This window comes from Abyssisolibacter sp. ZYX002 (assembly GCF_056892235.1).
In genome coordinates this window covers 267885-293883 of the sequence record NZ_JARMXH010000005.1, presented here as the reverse complement: position 1 = coordinate 293883, position 25999 = coordinate 267885, and the positions used below count along the sequence as shown (strand labels likewise).

Here is a 25999-nt window from a genome sequence, read left to right as displayed (position 1 = left end):
TAAGTTTTAATTACTATTTTAAAAGAACAACTATATATTATGGTATACTTTTATTAAAATTATGTCAATTGTTATTAATAGTAATAAAAAACACTAATATTATATGTAATATGCTTGTAAATCATAAGTATACTAGTTTATGATACAATATACCTGTATGAATTATTATGTATAACAGTAAAGGAGTGAAGGTATGCTAAAGCTAAAAAGAACTATATTAGTTAGTTTTGCAGTATTAATGTTAGTAGTAGCACCATCTAGTAGCTATGGGAAAGCTAGTATATACTACGAGAGTAAAGATTCATTGTTTTTAAAGCAAGATGACCAAATAACTAAGATCAATAAGGATTTGAAACATGAACAAGAGTATATAACAAAAGAAGAAAAAGAAAAAATAATAAACAATAAAAAGAATTACGAAATAGAAGGACAAAATGTAAATAAAGAAGATATAAAGATTGTAAATAATTTACTGTATGTCAAAAATCAAAGACTCCTTGATATATCCGAATACAATGATTATAATGACAGATTTTATGATATATATGAAGGTGAAAACAATCACGAAGATAGAACAAAAGAACGTGAAGCTAGCAATAGAGGAAGGAGACTTAAGCTAATAAATTTAGGGACGGGTGATTATATTAAAAGAGAGCCTTTAGCTATATCAATTAATAAATATGAACTAGAAGATGGTAAAGAACTTTATTGCGTATTCATGAATGTTGCAGCTACTCCACGTGCTGGGATTTTTAGTAATATTGTTATAGCAGAAGGAGAAAATGTATTCGCATATGAACTAGGTAGTGATTTTAGGTTAAGCGGTATATATTCTAATAAACTAGGAATTTTTATTACAGGAATTAATAGTTATTCGCCTACAGGGATACATACAGATGGAGGTTGTGTAATACATGTGTATAAAAGTAATAATGATTATAAGGTGGATTATATCAAAGATAAGATTGAAGAAGTATACAGTTATTGTAAATTCATGCTAGCAGCTATAAGACAAGATAAAGTAATATTTATGGGGGAACCTGTTAAAGATACAAAAAGCTTCTATGAGTTAAATAAAGTGGGGAACATAGTTAAGAGAAATGAAATAATAAAGAAAAATTCATATGGAGAATGTTATATTGATGACAATAATCAGATTTATTACATAGATAGTAAGGGTGTATCAAACATCACAACAGGTAAATTTATAGAACTAAGAAAACACACAAGAATCAAACATGGAGATGAATATATTAAATTCAACAGCGATAAAGGATATCCATTTATAGACGAAAATAGTCGTACTCAAGTTCCTCTTAGAGTAACTATGGAGCAACTTGGAGCAACGGTAGAGTGGAACCAAGATACAAAGAAGGCTATAGTGACAAAAGGTAATACGAAAGTAGAAGTAAAAATAGGAGAAAAATATATATTTAAAAATGGAGTAAAGATTGAAAGTGATACAAAAGCAATAATAGTGAATGATAGGATATACTTACCAATGAGGATTGTTATGGAAGCTTTTAATCAAGAAGTAAGTTTTGATAAAGATACTAATACTGTGGTAATTGAGGGTAAATAGTATTATTTATGGAAGGTGAGTATTATTCTTTTTATGAACTCAATGCAGATAGTGAAATTGTTAAGAAAAAGTAGGTTATGACTAAATTAACAGGAGTTAAGTTGAGGGGATTAAAAAAATGCCCCTCGTCTTTTCTAATCTAATATGCTTCTATCAAAACATAATTTAGTATCCAATCCCTAAAAGATCACTTGTTTCAAAGAAGATTTTTTGTCACAGAAAACTCATAGTATATAGAATTTCCCATCCAATTAATTGTGATCATTGTTCCTATAACACTATTGAAGTTTTTCTCATAATTCTTTAACTATTTATCAATTTTTATTCGCAGAGTAAATGGCTGTTCTATTGCATATATTATCTGTAGGTATTGAAAACTCCACAGTTGCACCACCTTGTGCATTGTTATATGCATTAATGTTTCCGTTGTGCTTTTCAGCAATAAGTTTACATATATAAAGACCTAATCCTGAACTGTTTTTGTGAGATGTATTTTCATTTTCTTTATAGTATTTATTAAATATCATATCAGTTTGACTTTTAAAGCCTTTTCCTGTATCTGATATTTTAAAAACAAGCAAGTTATTTTTAATAAAGCTCTCTAGTAGAATCTCATCATCTTGTTTTGTATACTTTAAAGAATTGGAGACTATATTTAATAACATTTCTTCAATTCTAAATGCATCAAAGTAATAACAATCTTTATCTTTAAACGAATGTGATACTTTTAAGATCCCATTATTATCTTCACAAAAACAAGAAATATTTTTTTCAATAGAAGAAAGGAATTCTACTATTCTTGTTTCTTGTATATTTAAAACCAAACCAGGGCGCTCTAAATCCCACACTTGTTAGTGGCTAAATGGATAACACTAGCTATAACATATACGATTACTTTAGGTTGTGTATTAATAACAAAAACTATAATAGGATTTTTGTTTATACCTAAAGTACAATCTGCAAATTATTTTTTTATTAATGAGAAGCTAGGATGTTTAGATTCAATTATATACAATGTTAAATATTATTTAATATTGTTGGTAATTCATTTATCTTTGCTGGGTATAATTTCGCTCATAAATGTAGTTATTAAGAAGCCTATACTAGCTGTTTTGGGTAGCATATCTTTTATGATAGTTTCGGGTTATTTAGTCAAACCTTTATCAGATATGTTTTTTCAAGCAACAGATGTTGCATATTATATTTTAGGAGGAATATATAGTTTTAGTAATATACTGTTACTTTTCTTGTTTAATTTATGTTGTTTAGTAATATCGCTTTTTATTTGGAATAATAGAATAGGAGAAATAGTATAGAAACAAATAGTTATTACCCTATCATTTTAGCTGGATGATTTTAAATTAAACCAAGTAGCTAAGGTCGTTTTGCTACTTGGTTGATTTTATGTTGTAGCCAATTCAAGTAGTTATCAAATATATATACAGTTAACTACCAGAAGACTTATAATGTTTAACACCTAGATTCCATACCAAAATACAGGGTATGATAAATAAAGTCCCTAAAACAGGTATAAACAGATAACTCATCTTATTACCATCAACTCTTCCTAAAACAGACATCAAAGGCAAATAATTGACTGTAGCAAAAGGTATAATGTAGGTAAAGAATTTTCTAATGGGTTTCCTATATATACTGAGTGGGTACTGAGAGATTTCCTTACCTCCATTTGTAAATATATTTATAACCTCTAAGCTTTCTATTGTCCAAAAACACATAGTTGCACCTAAGATATATATTCCAGAGAAGATAAAAACACCACTTACGACCATTAAAATAAGCGTTGCGATATTATAAATATCCCAATTAACGGATAGATTGTTAATAGTATAGACAAGTAAAATTACGTTTTGCATCAACCTTCCTACCCTAGAAAACTCAAATTTAGAACCAAGTACTTGAATAATAGCACCTCTTGGTCTTACTAGAACTCTGTCAAATTCACCATTTACTATAATAGAAGAAAACAAATCAAAGCCTCTAGCAAAACATTCAGCTATAGCACTAGACATATGTATAACACAGAAGCAAAGCAATACTTCATAAAGCGACCATCCTCCAATATGTGGAAATCTTTGAAACAAAATAAAAATAGTAGCAAATGAAACAAAAGGCATGAAGAATTGTACAGAACATATAAGTATAAAAGATACTTTATATTCAAGTTGGCTTTTAAATAGTATAGATAAATATTTTAAATATAGTTTCATAAAACTATCCTCCTTGTACTATCACTTTTTTTAACGCTCTAGACATCCAATATTTACCTAATATAACTATTGTTACTATCCATACACATTGAACACCAAGCAATTTGATAGCTTCTGCTATATTTATGTTTCCAGAATATATTCTAAAAGGTAAATCACATGTATAACTAAAAGGAAGTATATGTGCTATTGTTTTTAATATTTTTGGCATAAAGGGAATAGGTATAAGTATACCTGAAAAGAAATCACTAATCATGCCAAATAAAATTAAAGAACCTACAGGCGACAGGGTATAAAATACTGATATATAAAGTAACATGGAAATTGCTACCGTTAAAACTAGACCGAAAAACATTGCAAATATAAATAATATTAAAGAGATAATATTAGGTGGTATATTTAATTTAAAAGGTTCTGGGAGTATCATACCAATTATTAGGATAGGCAAACATCTTAGTGCTGCACCAGATAATCTTTGAGCTATTAGTTTAGCGTACCAAAAAGTATATAAATCAGTAGGTCTACACAATTCATAAGCAATAGTACCGTTTTTAATATGGTTAAACAACTCATTATCTCTAAACCATAGCATAACTAAAATCAAGAAACCTTGTCTTAGCCAAAGGTAATCAACTAAATCATTCAAAGACATTGGAGCAGATGGTGAGCTTTTATAGAAAGCTTCAAATATCATTATAGTTATAAATCCCCAGAAAAATTGAGTTAATATGCCAGCTAATGCTGGGATCTTATACTGTAATCCTTTGAGTAGTCTAATTTTGAAAAGAGAAAAATAAGGCTTCATATTGCATACTCCTTATATAACTGAACGATAATTTCATCGACGGGACGATTTTCAACAGATATATCAATTATACTCAGCTTTGAAGATAGAATTCCTATGACATCAGATACTTTGGTTTTAGCTAGATCAACAGATAAGGTCATGCGCTCGTTTGATCTAGACAGTATTGAGGCACCTTTTATATTGATTTCTTCAAGGCTATTAGAATGGTGTATTGTTAAAATTTTATTAGTCATATATTTTGTTTTAAGACTATCTAAAGTGGTATCAAGCAATAATGCTCCTTTACCAATTAACATTATTCTGTTAGCAAGTGCTTCGATATCACTCATATCATGTGTAGTAAGTATGACAGTAACTTTTTTCTCTTTATTTATGGTTTTAATGAAATTTCTTACGGCTATTTTTGAAACGGCGTCGAGCCCAATGGTTGGTTCATCTAAAAACAATATTTTAGGACTATGTAAAAGAGAAGCTCCTATTTCGCATCTGATTCTCTGCCCAAGGCTAAGCTGTCTAACTGGAGTATAGAGTAGTGTTGATAAATTAAGTGTAGTAGTTAATAATTCTAGGTTACTAGAGTATTCTTTTTGTGGAATCTTGTATATATCTCTTAATAATTCAAAGGAATCAATTACTGGTACATCCCACCATAGTTGAGATCTTTGGCCAAAGACAACACCAATATTTTTAACATGTTTAATACGGTTTTTCCAAGGAGTATTTCCTAAGATGTTACATTTTCCACTATCGGGGACTAGTATACCACTAATGATTTTTATAGTAGTAGATTTACCAGCTCCATTTGGACCAATATAACCGACTATTTCTCCTTCATCAATTTCAAAGGAAATATCTTTAAGAGCATGAACTATAGAGTATTGTCTGGTAACAAAGGATTTTAGAGCTGCTTTAATTCCCGATTGCCGTTTTGACACCTTGAAACTCTTATTTAAGTGTTCAACCTTTATCATTATGAACCTCCTTTTATGATGTAATTATAAAGTGCAAAATATATTATATATTTTCTAGTAAAGCATGTCAATATTTACTTGGCAAATTTATAATTTAAATAATTAACTTACATTGTTGAATAAAATTATATAATATAGTACGATAATGACATATAAATAATAGAAGTACGGAGGCTATATTAAATATGTGGGATAAATGTGTAGAATTTCATGGTCACGAATGTCCGGGTTTAGCAATAGGATTAAAGGTGTCTCAAGCGGTAATAAGTAAAATGAATATTAAATTTTCTCTAGATGAAGAAATAGTATGTGTCACCGAAAATGACACGTGTGCAGTAGACGCGATACAAGTATTGATAGGGTGTACCTTTGGAAAAGGTAATTTGATTTTTAAAGATACAGGTAAGATGGTTTTCAATTTTTATAATAGAACAAATAATGATAATATCAAAATATCGCTTAAGCCTATGGATTATGCTAATATGAATAGGAACGAAAAAATTAAATACATATTACAGTCAAATATAGAAGAGATATTTAATTTTAGTGAAACTACAGCTGTACTACCTGAAAAAGCAAAGATATATAACACAGTCTTATGTGATAAATGCAAAGAAAAAGTAGCAGAAAATAAGGTGTATTTAGTTAATGACAAGAATATTTGTACAGATTGTTACATAAAATACCAGGAAGGAGTGTCAAAATGATACCAAAAAGATTAGATTTAGCAAATTTGCCTACCAAAATACAGGCTTCCAGATATTTATCAAGTATAGATGAGAATATAAATGTATACATAAAGAGAGATGATTATTCAGGGATAGAGGTATCAGGCAATAAGATTAGAAAGTTGGAGTTTGCAGTCAAAGAAGCATTAGATCAAGGATGTGATGCACTAATAACATGTGGAGCAACACAGTCTAATCATGCTAGGGCTACAGCAGCAGTAGCAGCAAAGCTTGGCTTAAAATCATATTTAATACTTAGAGGAAATGAAAATGACAGTATAGATGGTAATTATTTGTTAGATAAGCTATTTGGAGCAAATATAATATTTGTTACAGCCAAAGAATATGAAGATAGAGAGACAATAATGAATAAATTAGTTCAGAACCTAAAAAGTGAGGATATAAATGGATATATTATACCAGAAGGTGCATCTAATGGTATAGGTACATTTGGATATTATCATGCATTTGAAGAGATAATAAGGCAAGAAAAAGAAATAGGTATTGAGTTTGATGCTATTGTGTGTGCAGTAGGTTCTGGAGGAACTTATGGAGGCCTTTTTTTAGCTAATCTAGTAAACAAATCAAATAAAAAGATATATGGCATCAATGTTTCAAAAGATAAAGAACATTTTGTAAATCGCATAGATAAACATCTTAAAGATGCTAATGAGTATTTAGGGGCAAATATTACTTATGGACTTGAAGATATAATGATTCTAGACGGATATGTCGGACAAGGCTATGGAATAAGCACGAAAAAAGAAATAGATTTCATAAAAGAAGTAGCCAAAAGAGATGGTATAATATTCGATCCAGTATATACAGGTAAATCAGCATACGGGCTTGTAAATGAGATAAAGAAAGGCACATTTAAAAATATTAAAAATATACTATTCATACACACAGGTGGATTACTAGGACTTATACCGAAAAGAGAGGAATTTGGTTTCTAAAATAAAATATATAAATACAGGAATAATATCATGATATTATTCCTGTATTTATATATTACGTTATTTGTTAAAAATATTCTCTTAAAAAGGTTTATAAAGTAACATAATAGCCATGAAAACTAAACAGTATTTACAGAATAGACACATGAAAAGATTGTGTTTTTTTTAAGATCTATTCTCTAAGATGCATTTATAACATTTTGCATTTAATATTTCTAGTTTAGTCTAACAAATAATCTAGTCTAAACTTATCTCCACTAATCCTTTCAAACAATTCATTGAACTTATAAAGTCCCGATGGAGATATAACCTCATCAATTATAAATTGACCAAATACTTTAGGATCTTCAGATATTTTTGCTACGTTGTATTTTTGCTTAAATACTTTTTTGAGCATGGTGCAAGTTACATCACCCATAAAGTAGTTATGAAGATATATAGGGTGAGTAGTATGATGAATTGTAAATGCCCACGGTGGATTATCGCAGAAAGGTTCTTCGTCCAAAAGCTCCTTATATAGACGCCAATACATATTGCTTACATCTTCAAGACTGCTCAAATCCTCTTTATAAAACTGTTGGTCAAAAAATATTCTAAATATAGCTCTGAAACTATCTATATACTGGAATTGCTGTAATTCTTTGAATTCATCAGCAACCGAGTCATCAAAAAATTGCTTATAAAATAAACTATCAAGCATAAAGCTTTGGAATAGATTAGCAATACCTTCAGAAATTATACCACTAACACCTCGGTTAATCATTATATCTTCTGGTTTTAGTAAAAATGAATGTATACCGTGTCCAGATTCGTGAAGGAGCACTCCGTATTCACTATATAAATCTTTTACATTTGCTAAGATACGAGAATCTTTACCTGTTTCAATACCAAAGTTATAACCCCATTCAGATTTATTAATTCTTGGGAAAACATCATAAGTAATATTAAAAGATGCTAAATCAATACCAAATTGGTTAAAAAACTCTACTAAATGAGAGTGAAAGGTACTCATGTTGGTTGGAGTATTAAGACTTGGAGCTAGCTTTGCAGTCACAAATTGCTCATCCCATGGGTATATCTTTGTATCATTTAAAAAACGCATAGCTATTTTTTCCCTAATTTCTTTTATTTTAGGTAGCACCTGAGATAGTTCTTTTTTCCAGCTATCAAAAGTAGTAGATTCAAGTTCGGCTTCATCAAGCTTATAATCAACAAAATTATCGAAACCGTTTAGCTTTGCAAGTTTTTTACGCATTTTTACTAAGTCTAAGAAACCAGCATCGATAAGCGGTTTGTTCACTTGATTTTTAGCCATGTAAGCTTTTTTACGACGGTTACGGTCAGAGTCTTGTTTTAATATTTGAGATAATTCTACAGCTGAAACCTCACGTCCTTCAAAAACACAGCGATGTGTATTGAGTATTTGAGAAAGCTTTGTAACTTTCTTGTTTATTTCTAGCTGTAAGGCATTAATTTCTTCTGATTTATGAAAAGGATCAAATTCTTTTTTTAGTAATAAAAGTTTACGTCTAGATACATCATCCATGTTATTGTCAAGTAAACTACATATATAGTCGTAATATTCTGTATTTTTAAGCAATGTTATCATTTCTTCGTATGCCTTATTGACTCCAAAGTCAAAACTTGTAGTAAATCGAGTCCAAGATAACTGACTGTATTTTATGCCAAGATTATGAAGTTCGCTAGATATGTTTTCTGCCTTATTCATAGTTTAATCTCCTTTGCTAATCAATTTTTTTGTATTTATAGAGCTTACTGCATAATATTTCAATTATTTCTGAACTTGCGATATCAACAAAATTATTCATTTCTTTAGTTGTTAAGTACCGATGCGTTGGAGTGTAACTTTCTGCATCGTTCAGATAAAAGTTATGTATGAACTTCATCTTCGAGGTTAATGCACCTAAAGGAAAGTAATCAATATAATCATTGATAGAATCTATTTTTAAGTATTTATCATGAAAGACATTATTTTTTTTATTTGCTATATATTCAAAATCTAATCCATACCAATCTTGTTTTACTTCATGTATAAAGTTAGGATCATTCTTTAGACGTTCTTTGTAATTAAGGTTTTGTAACTGTTTTGCTCTATGCATCTGAAGCCATTTTATATCTGTTAATAGATGAACGTAGTAACCCAACAGAAAAGATAGCTTTTTATCATCGCGTTCCATTTCGCTAATATATTTTTTATAAAAACCTTCCGCATCTAATTGATTTTTTCCATTATTATCTTTAAACATCCAGTGAGTTACTTTCTTAGGTGGATTACAGCTTGTCCCGTTTTCATTATGGACACCGCTGTCTGGAGCAATGTTACCTGCTAGAAATTCTTTCATACTAAAATCATAATAGTGCAATATTCTTTCTGCTACACGTAAGTGAGTAATCCAAGTTGCCATTCTAGTTCTCCCTTCATAAAAATAACTTCTTACAAATCTAATTTTATACCTTTATATATAAATGTGCAAGTAAGCTAAAAGCAAAACTAAAGAGCATTTCAGTTTACACATTACCACATTATGGATGCATTATTATTTACCATATGAAGTATTGTATCCAATAATTGTTTTAATTGATTCTCTTTGATAAAAATCTTGTATTATAATATTAGGGAAATAAGCATTAGGACCAGGGTTTATTGTAGGAGAATGAGCTTTTAGCCAATCTTCTATATGTTGAAAATGTGGAGATATAAGATTATAAATACCTGGAGTGTTAACTAGTTTATTAAATTCTTCAGTGAATCTAATTTGACCGTAGATTGGTATAGGTAGCCATTTGAGAAGATTTAGTATTATATCTCTGATTTCAGAAGAGTTAATAGTTAAAATCAATTGAGATACATATATATAATCACGAATAGAAGGTAGATTTTTAAGACTAGTATCTATTTGACTAATTAGATAGTTATAATCATTGGTATTATACCATGGGTTTAAAATGGTGGAATTGTTACGATACCAGTATAGAGGTTCGCTGTCAACTATATTGCTATTAGTATATAGCAAAACTGCATTTTTTCCTGCTTTATAAAAATCGTTCAAAGTTGATTTAGTAGATAAAGAATTTCTTGAAGCAAGATGCTTACCTATAGTATTTAATATAGTGGCTTTTAGATTAATTTGGTCAGAATCGTTTAGATTATTAATAGATTGAATATCAATGATTACGACTTCATTAGGATTATTATTTAGAAAAGTTGCTATTTGTTCAAAAATATTGGTGGCACTGTTACCGAAAACAGTATGAACAATTCTAATTCTACCTTTTTGGTCTTTGGCGAACCGCAAATCTATATACCTATTTCCTTCTAAAAGCTGTGTGTATATGTTAGCATTTTGAGTTACAGCCATAGCTCTAATAATAGGACCTGCTATAGTAGGGGCTATTCCTGTAAAATCATTGACATTGTATATTTCGTCAGTGAATAATTCATAAGTTCCAGAATCATGGGTTCCAGGTAAAGATAATTTATTCAAAGCTAGATTTTTTATAGCATCACTAGAATTTCCCATCCAATTTTGAAAATCCGTCCATCTTGGAGAAGTAACAAAACTAAAGCTATTTATATTAAAAGAATTAGGATTATAATATGAAAAATACATGATATATCCTCCTTTAAGAATCTTTATTTAATATATGCAAATGTAAATTCAATGTGACAAGTATATTTATTGAATTAACCAAATTAATATGTTGTATACTATGCTGATAAAGATGTATAATAATAGCATAAAATGATTGGAGGATTAAAATGGATGAGAATAATGTTATACATTTAGAACTAGAAGATGGAAAAAAAGTTGATTGTTCAGTTCTAGCAGTATTTGAAGTAGAAAGCAAAGAGTATATTGCACTATTGCCAGATGAAGAAGAAACAGTGTACATATATAAGTATATTGAAGAAAATGGCGAGCCAATATTATCACATATAGAATCAGATGAAGAATATGATATGGTTTCACACGCTTTTATGGAAATATGTGAAGAGGATGAAGACATAGAAGAGATAAAGGAATAATTTAATAACAACAAAAAACATTAAATATTAATAAGTAAATAATACTTTAATTATAAAAAAGCCTGTCATAATTGATAGGCTCTTTTTATTAAAGGAGTACTCTAGCTTGATTAATTAAATTAATAGTACATAACTTTTACTTATTATGAAAAACATAAAACATGTGATATAAAATAACCTGAAAATATTGCCTTAGTGATTGTATCGACTAAGTTAGGAGAGGTAAATATGGTATATATAATTGGAAACCTAATTAATAAAGCAAGTGAATATATATGGAATATCTTTTTACCAGTAATTATTCTTTTAGGGTTATTTATAATATATAAAACAATAAAATACAGAAAAAAAATAAGCTATGTAGATAATGACAAATGGGTATGGTCTAAAATCAGGGATTCAGTTTCAATATCACTATCATCCAAAATAGGTACAGGAGCAATAATAGGAATTCTGACGGCAATGTATAAGTCTTCTGAGGATGGTATCGGTGGAGAAAGCATAGTAATGTGGATATTAATTGGTATGATTATACTAGTACCTATTACATATTGTGATGTTTTATTTTCTAGAGTAACTAATAAACAGCCTAGAGAGTTTATTGATTACAATATTAACAATAAAGCAGGTACTATTTATGCAATATGTCTAGTTATACTATATACATTTGGATTTGTTGGATTTCAGTTTACAGGTATACAAAGTGTAGTTAAAAATATATCGGAAAATAGCTTGGGATATAATTTTACACAAACAGGTGAACTATTGTACATAGTGTTTCCACTACTTGTTGTCGCATCTATTATAGTGATAACTAAAAACCATGAATTATTTATAAAGAGTTTATCATCAATGATTGGATTAGTATTGATTTCCTATGGTTTATTTTTTATAGTATTTTTGATAAAAACAGCGAGTTTTATACCAGAGTATTTATTAATTATATGGGATGACTTTATGTCATTTAGGATGGCAGCTATAGGTATACCTATAGGGTTGATAATAGGGTTTCAGAGAATAATACAAATAAGCGAAACAGCTCTTGGCACAAGTGCACTAGCAAGCTCAGAAGGATTTAACTCATCAAGAAGAGAAGCCTTAATTCAGACAATGTCTACATTATTGACTATATTTATTGCAGTAATAATAACATCCTATGTGTTTACATATGGTAAAAATAATGTTTCAAATATAGTATTAAGTCAAAATAATTTTAATAGAATATCAGGATACTTTAAAAGTGCAAAGATAGTTACAGGGTTTGCAGGAGAAGCTATAATAATGATTTTCTTTATATTTTCAGGATTAACCACTATACTTGGTTCATTTCATTTTATCAATAAGACCATAAAGCTAAATGAGAACAATAGGATATTACTGTATTTATCGTTAATAAGTTTATCAGGATTACTAAGTGTTACACATTTTAATATGATATTTGACATAACAGATTTACTTATGTTTATAGTAGGTACATTAAATATAACAGCAATGTTTGTGTTTACCATTAAAAATATCAAAAAGTACAAGAAATAGAGAGAAGTAAAAAATTATAATAGAAAAATAACAGGAAATTTTAAATTAGAAATAGAGAAATAGTCTAAAAAAGGCTAAAAATCAATGGTTAACAAAAAATAATATAAAAATAAAAAAATATGTTTAAACATAAGTACCATGGGTATATATATATTAACAAAAAAGAGCGACTACAAAAACATATTGACAAGGTAGTTGTTTTATATTACACTTAAATTGTAATCGTTACAAATTTAAAATGATTACACATAACTCGAAAGAAGGTATGGTTTAATGAAATTTAAAATTAATAATGTTTCAAACTATCTAAAAAGCAATGATATAAAACCATCTTATCAAAGAGTAAAGATTTTTGAGTATTTGATAAAACATAGAAATCATCCGACTGTTGATATGATATATAAAGAGTTAGCTCTAGAAATACCTACATTGTCAAAGACAACTGTGTATAACACACTTAAACTATTTGTAGAAAAGAACATAGTGATAGTGATAAACATAGAAGACAATGAAACTAGGTATGATGCAGACACCTCATTTCATGGACACTTTAAATGTAGGCGCTGTAACGAAGTCTATGACTTCAAGGTAGAAATGCCTTTTATCAAAGATTTAGATGGTTTTGAAGTTAATGAGTATCATTTTTATTTAAAAGGAATATGTAAAGGCTGTAAATAACAGCAAAAAATTAAAATTTGGAGGTAGTAAAATGAAAAAATTTGTATGTACAGTATGTGGTTATGTTCACGAGGGAGAAAATGCTCCAGAAAAATGTCCAACATGTGGAGTTTCAGCAGATAAATTTATAGAACAATCATCAATAGAGGATTTAGCTTGGGCAGATGAACATAAAATAGGAGTAGCAAAAGGTTTAGATGAAGAAGTAGTAAAAGATTTAAGAGCAAACTTTATGGGAGAATGTACAGAGGTAGGAATGTACCTTGCCATGAGCAGACAAGCAGATAGAGAAGGATATCCAGAGATAGCAGAAGCATATAAAAGAATAGCTTGGGAAGAAGCAGAGCATGCAGCTAAATTTGCAGAGTTACTAGGAGAGGTAGTAGTTGCAGATACAAAAACAAATCTAAAAATGAGAGTAGAAGCAGAGCATGGTGCCTGTCAAGGGAAAAAAGATTTGGCAACAAGAGCAAAACAACTTAACTACGATGCAATTCATGATACAGTGCATGAGATGTGTAAAGACGAGGCTAGACATGGTTCAGCCTTTAGAGGTCTTTTAAAGAGATATTTTGGTTAATAAAGATATGATGATAATATTTGAATATAAATAGTGAACACAGAACAAAAATATTAAAATGGATAAAAAACTCATATATTGAGATTTTTATCCATTATTTTTTTGTCGCTCAGTATTATACAAGAAATCATATTAATCAAAAATAAAGGAAATACAACTCTATGTAATAGTTTATGTAATAGTTAAATAGAAAAGGATATCAAAATGAAAAGAGACAGAAGACTAGCGTTATTATTTATAAGTCATAATGACAATGGCATTAAGTAGCATAGCAATATATGCACATGATGGAAACTTTCAAGTCAATATTCAAGTCAAATCCCCCTTTTGCCAAATAGCACAAACAAAAGCCACCCGAAAGAGTGACTTTTATTAATACAATAGCTTACATGACCAGTATAAGTATAGCATATAGAGCTATCAAAAAACTAGTTTTTTTCTAACGTTAATCATCAGGACCAGCCAAGAAAATCAAAATCGCTCGCTCGTCTACATAAGCGAATGAATTTTCACACCGACAGATGCAAGAACCGTTACATGCAACAGTAGATTCTGTCCTTATTATCCTTCTAAGCTTCTTCATACAAACCCTCCTTTCAAATAGAATAGTAGTTAATTATAATATAAAATACATGGATAAAAATGTAAAGAAGTAAATACATTCTAAATACTCCAAAAATTAATTATATTCAAATGTAACCTCCTATTCGATATGATGAACCCTTTTTACGAAGCTGTCTTTTCAAAAGTATAAAAGAGATAGAATTTATACAATAAATTACATTAATTAAAAATAAAGGAAATTTAAATAAAGAAATAGAACTCTATATAATAGATAAATAAAAATAAAGGGGATGTTAAAATGAAAAAAAATAACAGAAGACTAGCGTTATTATTTATTGTCATAATGTCGATGGCATTAAGTAGCATAGCGATATATGCACATGCTGGAAATCATTCATGGCCACTTCTCAGATATGGTGATAAGGGAACTAATGTAAAGACTTTAAAGTGCTTCTTAAAATCCAAAGGCTACAATCTATATCCTGATGGAGGTGAACCGAGTGACTATTTTGATTCAGCTACAAAATCAGCAGTAAAGAGTTTTCAATCTGCTAATAATTTATCAGCAGATGGTATTGTTGGGAAGAATACTTGGTCTAAGCTAATAGCAACTGTATATTATGGTGTGAAAAGTAATACTGTTAGAGGTTTACAATATCAGTTAAAAGAAAAATACAAATGTAATTTGGTGGTTGATGGGGATTTCCAATATGAAACAAAATATTATGTTAACACATTTCAGTATAGAGCGGGTCTTACTGAGGATGGTATAGTCGGACCGAAAACATGGAATCACCTCCTTAGTAATAATAGTTTTGATGATTTTCCAACTCCTCAGTGATAAATAAAACTGATATGATGATAATATTTAAATATAACACTGAACAATAACATTAAATAGAACTTTATAAAAAGTTAAATAAAAATAAAGAATATTAAAATATAAAAAAAACAGAAGACTAGCGTTATTATTGGTTGTTGTAATGATTATGGCATTAAGTAGTATTGCAACACGGTGCTTTGGAGAAAAAAATATTTGACTCTAATATGTATTTGGATTTAAACAGCTTAAGTCTAACAGGATTTTAGTATATCGTATTGCTTAACCAAGTTTTTTACTTTATAGTACAAAGGTTTAGAAATATCTTTTTCAAATGCATAAAAGCGCAATTATAAAACACGTTACTTGACAAACATGTCATTAATAAAGTAAAATGTTAATTGCTAGTAATGGAATAAGATTTTTAGGGGATTTTTAAAGAACTATAGTTAGACTATAACATAATTCAATATGACACCACGTATTGGATTGTATAGTATGTTTTATTAAATAGGGCGATGGATATTTGTATATCTGTTGCCCTAAAATTATTTAGTATAAATATTTTATAAATTTTGTAGCTTTTCGGATTACTATAGGGTATTCATAGTGGAAGGAGGATTCAGTTTATGGGAATAGACTCGTTTAACGAAGAGGATTGTTTAGAAAGCATTATAAAGACATACTCTAATATGGTGTATAGATTAGCTTTCTCACAGACACGAAATAAAAGCAATGCAGAGGACATATATCAAGAAGTATTTATTAGATATATTAGAAAAAAACCTCAGTTTGAAACAGAAGAACACTGTAAAGCATGGCTTATTAGGGTTACTATAAATTGTTGTAAAAAACTATGGGCATCTTCTTGGAGGAAGAAAACAATACCTTTAGATGAATCGATTGTATTTGAAACAAAGGAAGAAACCAATCTTCACTATGAACTTCAAAAACTACCTATAAAGTATAGAGCAGTAATACACCTTTTTTATTATGAAGATTTGAGTGTAGAAAGTATTAGCAGGATATTAAACAAAAAACAGTCCACGATTAGAACACAGCTTACACGTGCGAGGTATAAACTAAAAGAAATTATAAAGGAGGATTCTAATGTTTAGAGATACATATCGTAGCATGAATGAACAAATTTTTCCTGACAGTAAACTAGTAAATAAGGTTATACATGCTAAAAAAAAGTCAATAAAAACAAATAAAATAAAAAACTTTTTTCTTAAACCTGTTGCAATTTGTGCAATATCTTTATTAATTGTGCTGACAGTAACACCAGTAATAGCGGATAATGTATCAGGCATATATAACCTTATGTATTTCGTTTCTCCATCTGTTGCTCAATATTTTATGCCTGTGAGGAAGACATGTGAAGATAATGGTATAATAATGGAGGTTGTATCCAGTTATATTCATGATAATACAGCAGAGATATACATAACACTAAAAGATCTAAAAGGTAATCGTATAGACGAAACTACGGATCTTAATGATAGTTATTCAATCAATAGAGCATTTGATAGCTCTGCAACGTGTAGGCTAGTTGCTTACGATACTAAAACAAAAACAGCAACTTTTATGATAACTATAAAAGAATGGGGTAATAAAAAGATAGTTGGAGATAAGATAACTTTTTCAGTCAGAGAATTTATTAGTAATAAGCACGAATATAACGAAATACCTATTGAAATGGATTTAAAAACCATAGGCGAAGCAAAATCAACGAAATATGTATCAACAACTGGTGGTGGCGGAACTAAATATAGTGAGTATATTACGGATAAGGATGAAATCGAAGTTTTAACACCAGCAACTCCTATGAAATTTCCAGTTAAGGATATTAACTTAACAGGTATTGGGTATATGGATGGAATGCTTCATATCCAAACATCTGTCATTAATAACTTAGAGAAAGATAATCATGGATACTTTTTCTTGGTTGATAAAAACTTTAAAAAAATAAATGCTACATATAGAGTCGGTTTTATGGAAAAAAATATTGATGCAAACAGAGTAGATTATGATGAGTATATATTTGATATACCAAAGTCAAAGATAGATCAGTGTTCCCTTTATGGAACATTTTTTATAAGTAATACTTTTACAAAAGGCGATTGGCAAGTAACATTTCGTCTTGAAGAACAATGCTATGATTAAAATTCACTCATAAAATATAGTTGTTTTTATTAATATGTTTGATACAGTGTGTTAAAAGGGATTACATAGTTAATAGGAGGGTAATCATGGCTATTAGTAGAAAACAAAGCAAATAAAGAGAGATATTTCTTACTAGGTGCAGGACTTGGGATGTATAAAGCAACAAGACCTAGTTATTTTGGGGGAAATATATTTCCTCATGAAGAGGAAGGAACAGTTAAAACTGTGGCTGTATGCGATGTAGATGGTGATATATTTTTCATAGATAGTAATGAAATAAGGGTAGTAGAAATAGATGGTGTCAATATAGAAACCTTTAGAGATAAGTCTCATTTTAAAAGTAAAAAAAGAAAACTAGAAAATCCACTAGCTGAAAAATGTCCTGGTTGTGATACTGTGCTAAAATCAGAAGAAGAGTTCTGTCATAGCTGTGGACTAAGAGTGAGGTAATGTAAAAAATAAAGGCATGTTAGAAGCATGCCTTTATTAGAGATTTATTTAAAATCTTTTTATTAAGCCATAAAAGAATAGCTCAAATATAACCATATTTCTTTTTTTTATATCAGGGTACATGTTAATGACTCTCGGATCATTGCGAGATTTATCAATGAGTTCTAGTTGATATAAAAAGAACTCTGGAGTTATGTCATTACTTATTTTCTTTTGAGCTAATCCTATTTGATATATTACCATAGAGTTGTTGATAGAATCTTCATGAAGCTTATTAAGAAGTTCTTTTATTTTTGGTTCTCCACTGCTGTACAAAGACATAAGAAAATCTGAGGAGTATTTTTGCATAAAATCTTCTTTGAGTTGCAAGACAGCCTTTACTAAAGTCTCGAAATTAATCTTTTCATCTAATAAGTTCTTAAATCTTTCATTAGAATCGTTTATAAATAAAGTGACTATATAGATAAGTAAAGAAGTTTTATTAGAAAAATATTTATAAAAAGTTCCTTTACTTATATTAGATTTAGAACAAATTTCCTCAACTGTGACTTTTTTTGTGCCATATTTATTGAACAATTCTAACGAGTATTTCACTATGTCATCTTTTTTATTTATTTTCATTTTTATCTCCTTTAAAGTAAGCAAAATAACCTATCAATGAACCCGTAGTTATAAAGCCAATAGACATTGCCCAGGGAATCTGAGTAGGGTTGCTTGATGCTTGTAGAGTTAGAGAAGGCAATGCAATTAAGAAAATACCTTTCATTAGAAACAAAATACCTGATAAGGATACAGCTATTTCGATGAATTTTTTCCATTTGAAATGCAGTACTAAAATTGTAATACCAATAAAAAAATGAACCATACCTGACAAATTGATTAATATTGGGTCTGAGCCTTTATGAGCTATCATAGTTTGATAATAACTACTAGAGACAAAAAAGCCAATTCCAGTTATTAGGTAGTATAACGATACTATTTTAGCTATTATAGTTGTTAGATTTTTTTTCATATTACATCCCCCTTTTTATTAAACTATACGATTTTATTAATATTATACTACAAACGTACAATTTAGTCAAAAAAGTATAAATTAAATACACCATGATTTAATGATTAATAAGTAGAAATCTATAATTATATTAAATATTGAACCCCCTGATATTTTTATACATAAATTGAAGTATGGATTTATATTAATAATATTAATAGGGGGTTACTTGATGCCAAGTAAAAGAAAAGGAATAGTATTGGCAGGTGGCTACGGAACACGCTTGTATCCTTTGACTGTAGCGATTAATAAGCAATTGTTACCTGTATATGATAAACCTATGATTTATTATCCTATATCAGTATTGATGTTAGCAGGTATTAGAGAGATTTTAATTATTGCATTGCCTGGTGATATACCTAAATACAAAAACCTATTAGGAGATGGAAGTCAGTATGGTATAAACATTTCGTATGCAGAGCAAAAATATCCAAATGGCTTAGCAGAAGCTTTAATTATTGGAGAGGATTTTATAGCAGGAGATAGTGTCGCTTTAGTTCTAGGAGATAACATTTTTTATGGTAATGACCTGCAAAATATATTGAAAAGTACAAATCAAAAGCAAGAAGGCGCAACAGTTTTTGGTTACTATGTTGAAAAGCCTCAGAGGTTTGGAGTTGTAGAGTTTGATGAAAAAGGCAAGGTTCTTTCGATTACAGAAAAGCCTAAAAATCCAAAATCTAACTATGCCATTATAGGTTTATACTTTTATGATAATAAAGCTGTTGAGTATGCAAAGTCATTAAATTTTAGCAATAGAGGAGAATTAGAAATAACTGATTTAAACAAAAAATATCTAGATAAAGGCGAGCTAGATGTAAAACTTTTAGGCAGAGGTTTTTCTTGGTTTGATACAGGGACAATAGAGGCTTTATCTGATGCATCTGAGTTTATTAGGATAATACAAAAGAGACAGAGTATGATAATATCAGCATTAGAAGAAATAGGATACAATAATAACTGGATAACTAAAGAAGAGCTCTTAAAAGCAGCTAAAAAGTATATCAAAACACCTTATGGTAAATATCTAGAAAAAGTTGCACATGGAGATATTATTAACTCACAATTTTAAAGGATTGGAGTGATATAGTGGATTTGAAGGTAATAAACACACAAATAAAGGACGTAATGATTGTAGAACCAAAAGTTTATGAAGACAATAGAGGTTGGTTTATGGAATCATATTCATTAAAAAAACTCTTACCAAAGAGTATTGATGTAAACTTTGTTCAAGATAATCATTCACTGTCTAAAGTAAAGGGGACACTTAGGGGATTGCATTTTCAAAATAACCCAAAGGCACAAGCAAAATTAATAAGATGCACAAAAGGAGCAATTTTAGATGTAGTTGTAGACATAAGAAGGGAGTCGCCAACATACAAAAAATGGATAAAAGTAGTGCTTTCCGAGGAAAACAAAAAACAACTGTTTATTCCTAAAGGATTTGCACATGGTTTTTTGACATTAGTTGATAATACAGAAATACAATATAAAGTAGATGAATATTATTCCAAAGAGCATGATAGATGTATTAGATATAACGATAGTGAGCTGTCTATAGAATGGGACTATGAGAACCCTATATTATCTCAAAAGGATTTGATGGCACCATTCCTTAAAGACAGTGATTATAACTTCTAATATTAATAGAAAGAAGTGAGTTTTATGAAGATATTGGTTACAGGTGGGGCTGGATTTATAGGAAGTAATTATATATTTTATATGTTAGATAAATACCCAAACTACAAGGTTGTATGTTTAGATGCACTGACCTATGCTGGGAATTTAAGTACTCTAAAAAGCATAATGAATTACCCAAATTTTTCTTTTTGCAAAGGAGATATAACCGATAAAAGGTGTGTATACGAGCTCTTTGAAAAAGAGAAATTTGATATAGTTATAAACTTTGCTGCTGAATCACATGTAGACAGATCAATAGAAGACTCAAGCATATTCATAACAACAAATATAATAGGGACACAAGTATTAATGGATGCATGTAGAAGCTATGAAGTAAAAAGATTTCATCAAGTCTCTACAGATGAGGTTTATGGTGATTTGCCATTAGACAGACCAAATTTATTATTTACAGAACACTATCCATTAAAACCATCATCTCCATATGCTGCTTCCAAAGCAAGTGCAGATCTTTTGGTTCTATCTTATTGTAGAACACACAAATTACCAGCAACTATCTCAAGATGTTCTAATAACTATGGACCATATCAATTTCCAGAGAAGCTGATACCATGTATGATCTCAAAAGCATTAGAGGATAAGAAGTTACCTATATATGGAGATGGTATGAATGTTAGAGATTGGATACATGTAAAGGATCATTGTAAAGCAATTGATAAGATAATCAAGAAGGGTAAAGTAGGCGAATTATATAATGTAGGTAGTGGTAATGAAAGAAGTAATTTAGAAGTAGTAAGATTTATACTAAAGCAGCTAAACAAACCAGAGAGTTTAATCTCTTATGTAAATGACAGACCAGGCCATGATTTGAGATATGCCACCGATTCGACCAAAGTCGAGTCATTAGGATATAAAGCACATACTTCTTTTGAAAACGGAATAAAAGAAACAATTGATTGGTATGTAGAAAATGACTCTTGGATAGAGAATATATTAAGTGGTAAATATAAAATATCAAATATATATAATAAAACAAGGTGATCATATGAAGGTTTTAGTTACTGGTTATAATGGACAGCTAGGATATGATGTTATAAAAGAATTAAAAAAACATAATATACAGTGCTGTGGAAGTGACAAAAAGGAGTTTGATTTAACAGATAGGGTAGCTTGTAGTTCATTTATTAAAGATTATAAACCAAACATCATAGTGCATTGTGCAGCTTATACAAATGTAGATAAAGCAGAAAAAGAAAGAGAGCTATGTCATAAAATAAACGTCATAGGTACAAAAAATATTGCTAGTATTTCACAAGAGATAGGAGCAAAGTTACTATATATTAGTACTGACTATGTATTTGATGGAAAAGGAGAAAAACCTTTTACGGTTGAAGACATACCAAATCCTATAAATTACTATGGATGGACTAAATACTTAGGAGAACTTGAAGTCAAAGAACATTTAGATGATTATTTTATATTAAGAGTTTCATGGCTTTTTGGAACAAATGGACATAATTTTATAAACACAATTATTAGATTAGCTAAAGTAAATCCAAATATAAAAGTAGTAGATGATCAAATAGGATCACCAACTTATACTAGAGATGTTGCTGTATTTATAAGAAAATTGATTGCTACAAATAAATATGGAACATATCATGTCACTAATGAAGGATTTTGTAGTTGGTATGAATTTGCTAAAAAGATTATTGAGCTTTCGGATATGAAAACTATAGTATATCCTATAAAGACAATTGATTTTAAAACTACTGCTAGAAGACCAAACAATTCAAGATTATCCAAAACCAAATTAGAAACAAATGGACTGTATATATTACCTACTTGGCAAAGTGCTTTGAAAAGATATTTGAATGAGAAACATAGTAAATAGAATGAGCAGATAATGTCTGCTCATTTTTATTATGTAAATTCTACTAGTTTATATAACTTTCTTACTACAAATTACATATTATGAAATTAGGATACAAACATTTGATGCATAAGGAGGTAAGCTATGTTCTTTAAAAATAGAAAAATACTAATAATAGGAGGAACAGGAACTATAGGTCAAAGTCTAGTCAAAGAGATACTAGTAGATCAGCCCAAAGTTGTTAGAATTTTCAGTAGAGATGAATATAAACAATTTGTATTAAAGAATAAGTTATCTGAATATAGTAATATGAGGTATTTAATAGGTGATGTTAGAAATTATGATCGCATATTAAATGCTATGGAAGATATTGATTATGTGTTTCATGTTGCAGCATTGAAGCATGTTGAATCGTGCGAATATAATCCATATGAGGCAGTATTAACAAATATTATAGGGACAAATAACGTTATAAAAGCTGCTAAAGCACAAAAAGTAAAAAAAGTAATTTTCACAAGTTCAGACAAAGCAATTTCACCAACCAATATATATGGAGCTACGAAGTTAGTTGCAGAAAAAATGATAGTAGCATCTGAGAACAATAAAGGAAGTAGAATGACTAGTTTTTCTATGGTGAGATTTGGGAATGTTATGGGCTCTAGAGGGTCTGTAATTCCATTGTTTGTAGACCAAATAATAAATAACAGAAAAATAACTGTGACAGATGAAAATATGAGTAGATTTATTATGAGTATAAATCAAGCTACAAAGCTTACTATTAAAGCTATGAAGAAGGCAGAGGGTGGAGAAATATTTGTGCTTAAGATGCCAGTTATAAAGCTAAAGGATTTAATAACTGTTATTATTGAGCAGACATGTAAAAAGTATAGCATTGATAAAAAAAAGATAGAGATACAGTATATTGGATTAAGACCGGGAGAAAAAAGATATGAAGAATTGATGACATATGATGAGTCATTAACAGCTTTAGAACTTCCAGAAATGTTTATCATTCCATCCAAAAAAGATTTTAACTATAGTAATGCAAAAAAAGCAAAAGTAGGAATTTATAGTTCTGATAATCAAGAAATTATTTCTATTGAAGAACTCAATAAATTAATAATAGACCAAAAACTAATATGAAGGGAGTTGACTAAATGAATATACTAGTTACAGGAGGAGCAGGGTTTATTGGAAGATGGGTTGTAAAGAGACTATTAGAAGATGATCATAGTATATGGATACTAGATAATTTATCAAGCGGAAGCTTTGAAAATATAAAAAACTTTGTAGAGGGTAATGAGCATGTTAAGTTTATTGAAGGAGATATCACGGATAAGCAAGTCATAAGCAGTGTATTTAAAGAGGAATTTGATTTATGTTACCATTTAGCAGCAAGTATAAATGTGCAAGATAGTATTGATAGTCCCGAACAGACATTTACAAATGATACGATAGGAACTTTTATCATATTGCAGGAGTGTAAAAAGCATAAAGTAAAACTAGTGTTTATGAGTACTTGTATGGTTTATGATAAAGCTATAAAGCTTAAAGGAATTAACGAAAACCATCCAACTAAGCCGGCATCACCTTATGCTGGTTCAAAAATAGCATCAGAAAATATGGTGCTTTCTTATTATTACGCCTATGGACTTCCAACTGTTGTTATCAGACCATTTAACACATATGGGCCATACCAAAAAACTACAGGAGAAGGAGGCGTAGTGTCTATATTTATAAATAACAAATTACAAGGAAAAGATATCAATATTTATGGAGATGGCTTACAAACTAGGGACTTGCTTTATGTGGAGGACTGTGCTGAATTTGTAGCTATTTCTGGATACTCTAATAAAACAAATGGTCATATAATCAATGCTGGTTATGGCGTAGATATCTCTATTAATGATTTGGCTAAACTGATTATAAATGATGAGTCTAGGATAAAACATATCCCACATATTCATCCTCAAAGTGAGATACAGAAACTACTATGTGACTATAGTAAAGCAGAAAAATTGCTATGCTGGACTCCGTCAGTAGACATAACTAGTGGAATAGAAAAAACTCAAGAATGGATTAGTAGACAAATTGTCAAAGGAGAATAGATTAAATGAATTATAAACCAAAATTAGCAATTCATGGAGGAACTCCAGTCAGAGATAAGTATCTTCCCTATGGTAGACAATGGATTGATCAAGAGGATATAAAAGCTGTAGTAAATGTACTAAAAAGTGACTATTTAACTACAGGGCCTATTATTGAAAAATTTGAACATAAAATATCTAAGTACGTAGGTTCTAGATATGCGGTTGCTTTTTCAAACGGTACGGCAGCACTTCACGGTGCTTGCTACGCTACAGGGATAAAGTCAGGAGATGAAGTAATAACTTCACCTATGACATTTGTTGCGAGTTCAAATTGTATTCTTTACCTAGGAGGCAAACCAGTTTTTGCAGATATTGATATGAATACTTACAATATAGATACTAAATCAATAAAAAAACTTATCACAGATAAAACCAAAGCAATAATACCGGTGGATTATACAGGGTTACCGGCTGACTTAGAAGAGATTAATAATATAGCTAAGAAACATAGGTTAGTAGTTATAGAAGATGGAGCGCATGCACTAGGGGCTAGTTATAAGGGAAAAAGAGTTGGAGCTATAAGCGATATGACTATGTTTAGCTTTCACCCAGTAAAACATATCACTACTGGTGAAGGGGGAATCATTACTACGGATAATAAGGAGTATTTTGAAAAGTTAAAACAATTTAGAACACATGGAATAACAAAGCAAAAAAATAAGATTGATGATTACCAAGGTGCTTGGTATTACGAGATGCAAATGTTAGGCTACAACTATCGCATCACAGATATTCAAGCATCGTTAGGAATTAGTCAGTTTGATAAGCTTGATAAATTTATTAAACTGAGAAGAGAATATGCAAATATATATAGTGAAGCATTTAAAGATATAGAAGAGATAATATGTCAAAGCAATAAAGATGATAGAGTATCAAGTAGTCATCACCTGTATGTGATCAGACTCAATCTAAGTAAATTAAAGGCTACTAGAAAAGAGATATACGATGCACTTATAAAAGAAAATATAGGTGTAAATGTTCATTATATGCCTGCGTACTATCATCCATATTATAAAAAGTTAGGCTACAAAAAAGGGATATGTCCAAATGCTGAAAAGTTATATAGCGAAATAATAACATTACCACTTTTTCCTGCTATGAGTAGGCGAGATATATGTGATGTTGTAAAAGCTGTAAAGAAGATTATTTATTATTATTCAAAAAGCGTATAA

At 29.6% G+C, this 25999-nt stretch carries 28 protein-coding genes; 19 read left to right on the top strand and 9 right to left on the bottom strand.

The genetic code is table 11. The features are described from left to right. The first annotated feature begins 193 nt into the window (after nucleotides 1–193). Nucleotides 194–1582, top strand: a complete 1389-nt coding sequence (locus P3X86_RS15840) for a copper amine oxidase N-terminal domain-containing protein (protein ID WP_483293690.1) — start codon at nucleotides 194–196, stop codon at nucleotides 1580–1582. Nucleotides 1583–1896: 314 nt separating this feature from the next. Here the strand turns inward: P3X86_RS15840 and P3X86_RS15835 are convergent, their stop codons facing one another. Further along, nucleotides 1897–2406, bottom strand: a complete 510-nt coding sequence (locus tag P3X86_RS15835) for a sensor histidine kinase (protein WP_483293689.1) — start codon at nucleotides 2404–2406, stop codon at nucleotides 1897–1899. A gap of 24 nt (nucleotides 2407–2430) precedes the next feature. Between P3X86_RS15835 and P3X86_RS15830 the strand changes: the two genes are divergently transcribed. Beyond that, a complete protein-coding gene (locus P3X86_RS15830; RefSeq protein WP_483293688.1) occupies nucleotides 2431–2898 on the top strand; it encodes a hypothetical protein in 468 nt (155 codons plus the stop codon). A 129-nt stretch (nucleotides 2899–3027) separates the two neighbouring features. On the opposite strand, the gene P3X86_RS15825 is transcribed toward P3X86_RS15830, so the two are convergent. The 3 genes from P3X86_RS15825 to P3X86_RS15815 are packed head-to-tail and all read right to left on the bottom strand — an operon-like array spanning nucleotide 3028 to nucleotide 5589. Further along, on the bottom strand, nucleotides 3028–3810 hold the full coding sequence (locus P3X86_RS15825; protein WP_483293687.1) for an ABC transporter permease: 783 nt from the start codon (nucleotides 3808–3810) through the stop codon (nucleotides 3028–3030). A gap of 4 nt (nucleotides 3811–3814) precedes the next feature. Beyond that, complete coding sequence (locus tag P3X86_RS15820) at nucleotides 3815–4615, bottom strand: ABC transporter permease (protein WP_483293686.1); 801 nt, start codon at nucleotides 4613–4615, stop codon at nucleotides 3815–3817. Further along, nucleotides 4612–5589 carry an ABC transporter ATP-binding protein gene (locus P3X86_RS15815; protein ID WP_483293685.1) on the bottom strand — a complete coding sequence of 326 codons (978 nt, stop codon included), beginning with the start codon at nucleotides 5587–5589 and terminating at the stop codon, nucleotides 4612–4614. The genes P3X86_RS15820 and P3X86_RS15815 overlap by 4 nt, the downstream gene beginning before the upstream one ends. 185 nt (nucleotides 5590–5774) lie before the next feature. Between P3X86_RS15815 and P3X86_RS15810 the strand changes: the two genes are divergently transcribed. Both P3X86_RS15810 and P3X86_RS15805 read left to right on the top strand, forming a co-directional pair. Beyond that, a complete protein-coding gene (locus P3X86_RS15810) occupies nucleotides 5775–6296 on the top strand; it encodes an FmdE family protein (RefSeq protein ID WP_483293684.1) in 522 nt (173 codons plus the stop codon). Continuing rightward, nucleotides 6293–7273 (top strand): D-cysteine desulfhydrase family protein, encoded by a 981-nt coding sequence (locus P3X86_RS15805; RefSeq protein ID WP_483293683.1) that lies wholly within the window; start codon nucleotides 6293–6295, stop codon nucleotides 7271–7273. Before P3X86_RS15810 ends, P3X86_RS15805 begins: the two co-directional genes overlap by 4 nt. A 220-nt stretch (nucleotides 7274–7493) precedes the next feature. Here P3X86_RS15805 and P3X86_RS15800 read toward each other — a convergent pair whose 3' ends face one another. From P3X86_RS15800 to P3X86_RS15790, 3 genes are all read right to left on the bottom strand, one after another. Then, the gene (locus tag P3X86_RS15800) at nucleotides 7494–9002 is read right to left on the bottom strand and encodes a M3 family metallopeptidase (RefSeq protein ID WP_483293682.1); all 1509 of its coding nucleotides are present in this window, start codon (nucleotides 9000–9002) and stop codon (nucleotides 7494–7496) included. Between the two features lie 16 nt (nucleotides 9003–9018). Next, entirely contained in the window at nucleotides 9019–9699 is a 681-nt protein-coding gene (locus tag P3X86_RS15795; RefSeq protein ID WP_483293681.1) for a zinc dependent phospholipase C family protein, read from the bottom strand. A 132-nt stretch (nucleotides 9700–9831) separates the two neighbouring features. Further along, on the bottom strand, nucleotides 9832–10905 hold the full coding sequence (locus P3X86_RS15790; protein WP_483293680.1) for a phosphoinositide-specific phospholipase C-related protein: 1074 nt from the start codon (nucleotides 10903–10905) through the stop codon (nucleotides 9832–9834). A 149-nt stretch (nucleotides 10906–11054) separates the two neighbouring features. On the opposite strand from P3X86_RS15790, the gene P3X86_RS15785 reads away from it, so the two are divergent. The 8 genes from P3X86_RS15785 to P3X86_RS15750 all read left to right on the top strand — a co-directional run bounded on the left by P3X86_RS15785 (nucleotide 11055) and on the right by P3X86_RS15750 (nucleotide 18115). Then, the gene (locus P3X86_RS15785) at nucleotides 11055–11321 is read left to right on the top strand and encodes a DUF1292 domain-containing protein (protein WP_483293679.1); all 267 of its coding nucleotides are present in this window, start codon (nucleotides 11055–11057) and stop codon (nucleotides 11319–11321) included. Between the two features lie 228 nt (nucleotides 11322–11549). Then, nucleotides 11550–12857, top strand: coding sequence for an ACGS family protein (locus P3X86_RS15780; protein ID WP_483293678.1), 1308 nt, complete (start codon nucleotides 11550–11552; stop codon nucleotides 12855–12857). 273 nt (nucleotides 12858–13130) lie between these two features. Next, nucleotides 13131–13535, top strand: a complete 405-nt coding sequence (locus tag P3X86_RS15775; protein WP_483293677.1) for a Fur family transcriptional regulator — start codon at nucleotides 13131–13133, stop codon at nucleotides 13533–13535. A gap of 31 nt (nucleotides 13536–13566) precedes the next feature. Continuing rightward, the gene (locus tag P3X86_RS15770) at nucleotides 13567–14115 is read left to right on the top strand and encodes an NADH peroxidase (protein WP_483293676.1); all 549 of its coding nucleotides are present in this window, start codon (nucleotides 13567–13569) and stop codon (nucleotides 14113–14115) included. An 862-nt stretch (nucleotides 14116–14977) separates the two neighbouring features. Further along, nucleotides 14978–15520 carry a peptidoglycan-binding domain-containing protein gene (locus tag P3X86_RS15765; RefSeq protein ID WP_483293675.1) on the top strand — a complete coding sequence of 181 codons (543 nt, stop codon included), beginning with the start codon at nucleotides 14978–14980 and terminating at the stop codon, nucleotides 15518–15520. A gap of 608 nt (nucleotides 15521–16128) precedes the next feature. Beyond that, nucleotides 16129–16617, top strand: a complete 489-nt coding sequence (locus tag P3X86_RS15760; protein WP_483293674.1) for an RNA polymerase sigma factor — start codon at nucleotides 16129–16131, stop codon at nucleotides 16615–16617. Continuing rightward, nucleotides 16610–17665 (top strand): hypothetical protein, encoded by a 1056-nt coding sequence (locus P3X86_RS15755; protein ID WP_483293673.1) that lies wholly within the window; start codon nucleotides 16610–16612, stop codon nucleotides 17663–17665. Before P3X86_RS15760 ends, P3X86_RS15755 begins: the two co-directional genes overlap by 8 nt. Nucleotides 17666–17815: 150 nt before the next feature. Further along, a complete protein-coding gene (locus P3X86_RS15750) occupies nucleotides 17816–18115 on the top strand; it encodes a hypothetical protein (RefSeq protein WP_483293672.1) in 300 nt (99 codons plus the stop codon). Between the two features lie 48 nt (nucleotides 18116–18163). Here P3X86_RS15750 and P3X86_RS15745 read toward each other — a convergent pair whose 3' ends face one another. Together P3X86_RS15745 and P3X86_RS15740 are read right to left on the bottom strand one after the other, a co-directional pair. Continuing rightward, a complete protein-coding gene (locus P3X86_RS15745) occupies nucleotides 18164–18736 on the bottom strand; it encodes a TetR/AcrR family transcriptional regulator (protein ID WP_483293671.1) in 573 nt (190 codons plus the stop codon). Next, a complete protein-coding gene (locus tag P3X86_RS15740; protein ID WP_483293670.1) occupies nucleotides 18723–19127 on the bottom strand; it encodes a hypothetical protein in 405 nt (134 codons plus the stop codon). The genes P3X86_RS15745 and P3X86_RS15740 overlap by 14 nt, the downstream gene beginning before the upstream one ends. 211 nt (nucleotides 19128–19338) lie before the next feature. Here P3X86_RS15740 and rfbA point away from each other — a divergent pair, with 211 nt between their 5' ends. The 7 genes from rfbA to pseC all read left to right on the top strand — a co-directional run bounded on the left by rfbA (nucleotide 19339) and on the right by pseC (nucleotide 25999). Further along, nucleotides 19339–20238: a glucose-1-phosphate thymidylyltransferase RfbA gene (gene rfbA / locus P3X86_RS15735; RefSeq protein ID WP_483293669.1), complete on the top strand. Its 900-nt coding sequence runs from the start codon at nucleotides 19339–19341 to the stop codon at nucleotides 20236–20238. 23 nt (nucleotides 20239–20261) lie between these two features. Further along, on the top strand, nucleotides 20262–20807 hold the full coding sequence (rfbC, locus tag P3X86_RS15730; protein ID WP_483293733.1) for a dTDP-4-dehydrorhamnose 3,5-epimerase: 546 nt from the start codon (nucleotides 20262–20264) through the stop codon (nucleotides 20805–20807). Between the two features lie 24 nt (nucleotides 20808–20831). Continuing rightward, on the top strand, nucleotides 20832–21845 hold the full coding sequence (rfbB, locus tag P3X86_RS15725) for a dTDP-glucose 4,6-dehydratase (protein WP_483293668.1): 1014 nt from the start codon (nucleotides 20832–20834) through the stop codon (nucleotides 21843–21845). Between the two features lie 4 nt (nucleotides 21846–21849). Continuing rightward, the gene (gene rfbD / locus P3X86_RS15720; RefSeq protein WP_483293667.1) at nucleotides 21850–22698 is read left to right on the top strand and encodes a dTDP-4-dehydrorhamnose reductase; all 849 of its coding nucleotides are present in this window, start codon (nucleotides 21850–21852) and stop codon (nucleotides 22696–22698) included. Between the two features lie 123 nt (nucleotides 22699–22821). Next, complete coding sequence (locus tag P3X86_RS15715) at nucleotides 22822–23820, top strand: polysaccharide biosynthesis protein (RefSeq protein ID WP_483293666.1); 999 nt, start codon at nucleotides 22822–22824, stop codon at nucleotides 23818–23820. Between the two features lie 14 nt (nucleotides 23821–23834). Next, complete coding sequence (locus tag P3X86_RS15710) at nucleotides 23835–24785, top strand: dTDP-glucose 4,6-dehydratase (protein ID WP_483293665.1); 951 nt, start codon at nucleotides 23835–23837, stop codon at nucleotides 24783–24785. A gap of 5 nt (nucleotides 24786–24790) precedes the next feature. Next, nucleotides 24791–25999: a UDP-4-amino-4,6-dideoxy-N-acetyl-beta-L-altrosamine transaminase gene (pseC, locus tag P3X86_RS15705; protein ID WP_483293664.1), complete on the top strand. Its 1209-nt coding sequence runs from the start codon at nucleotides 24791–24793 to the stop codon at nucleotides 25997–25999.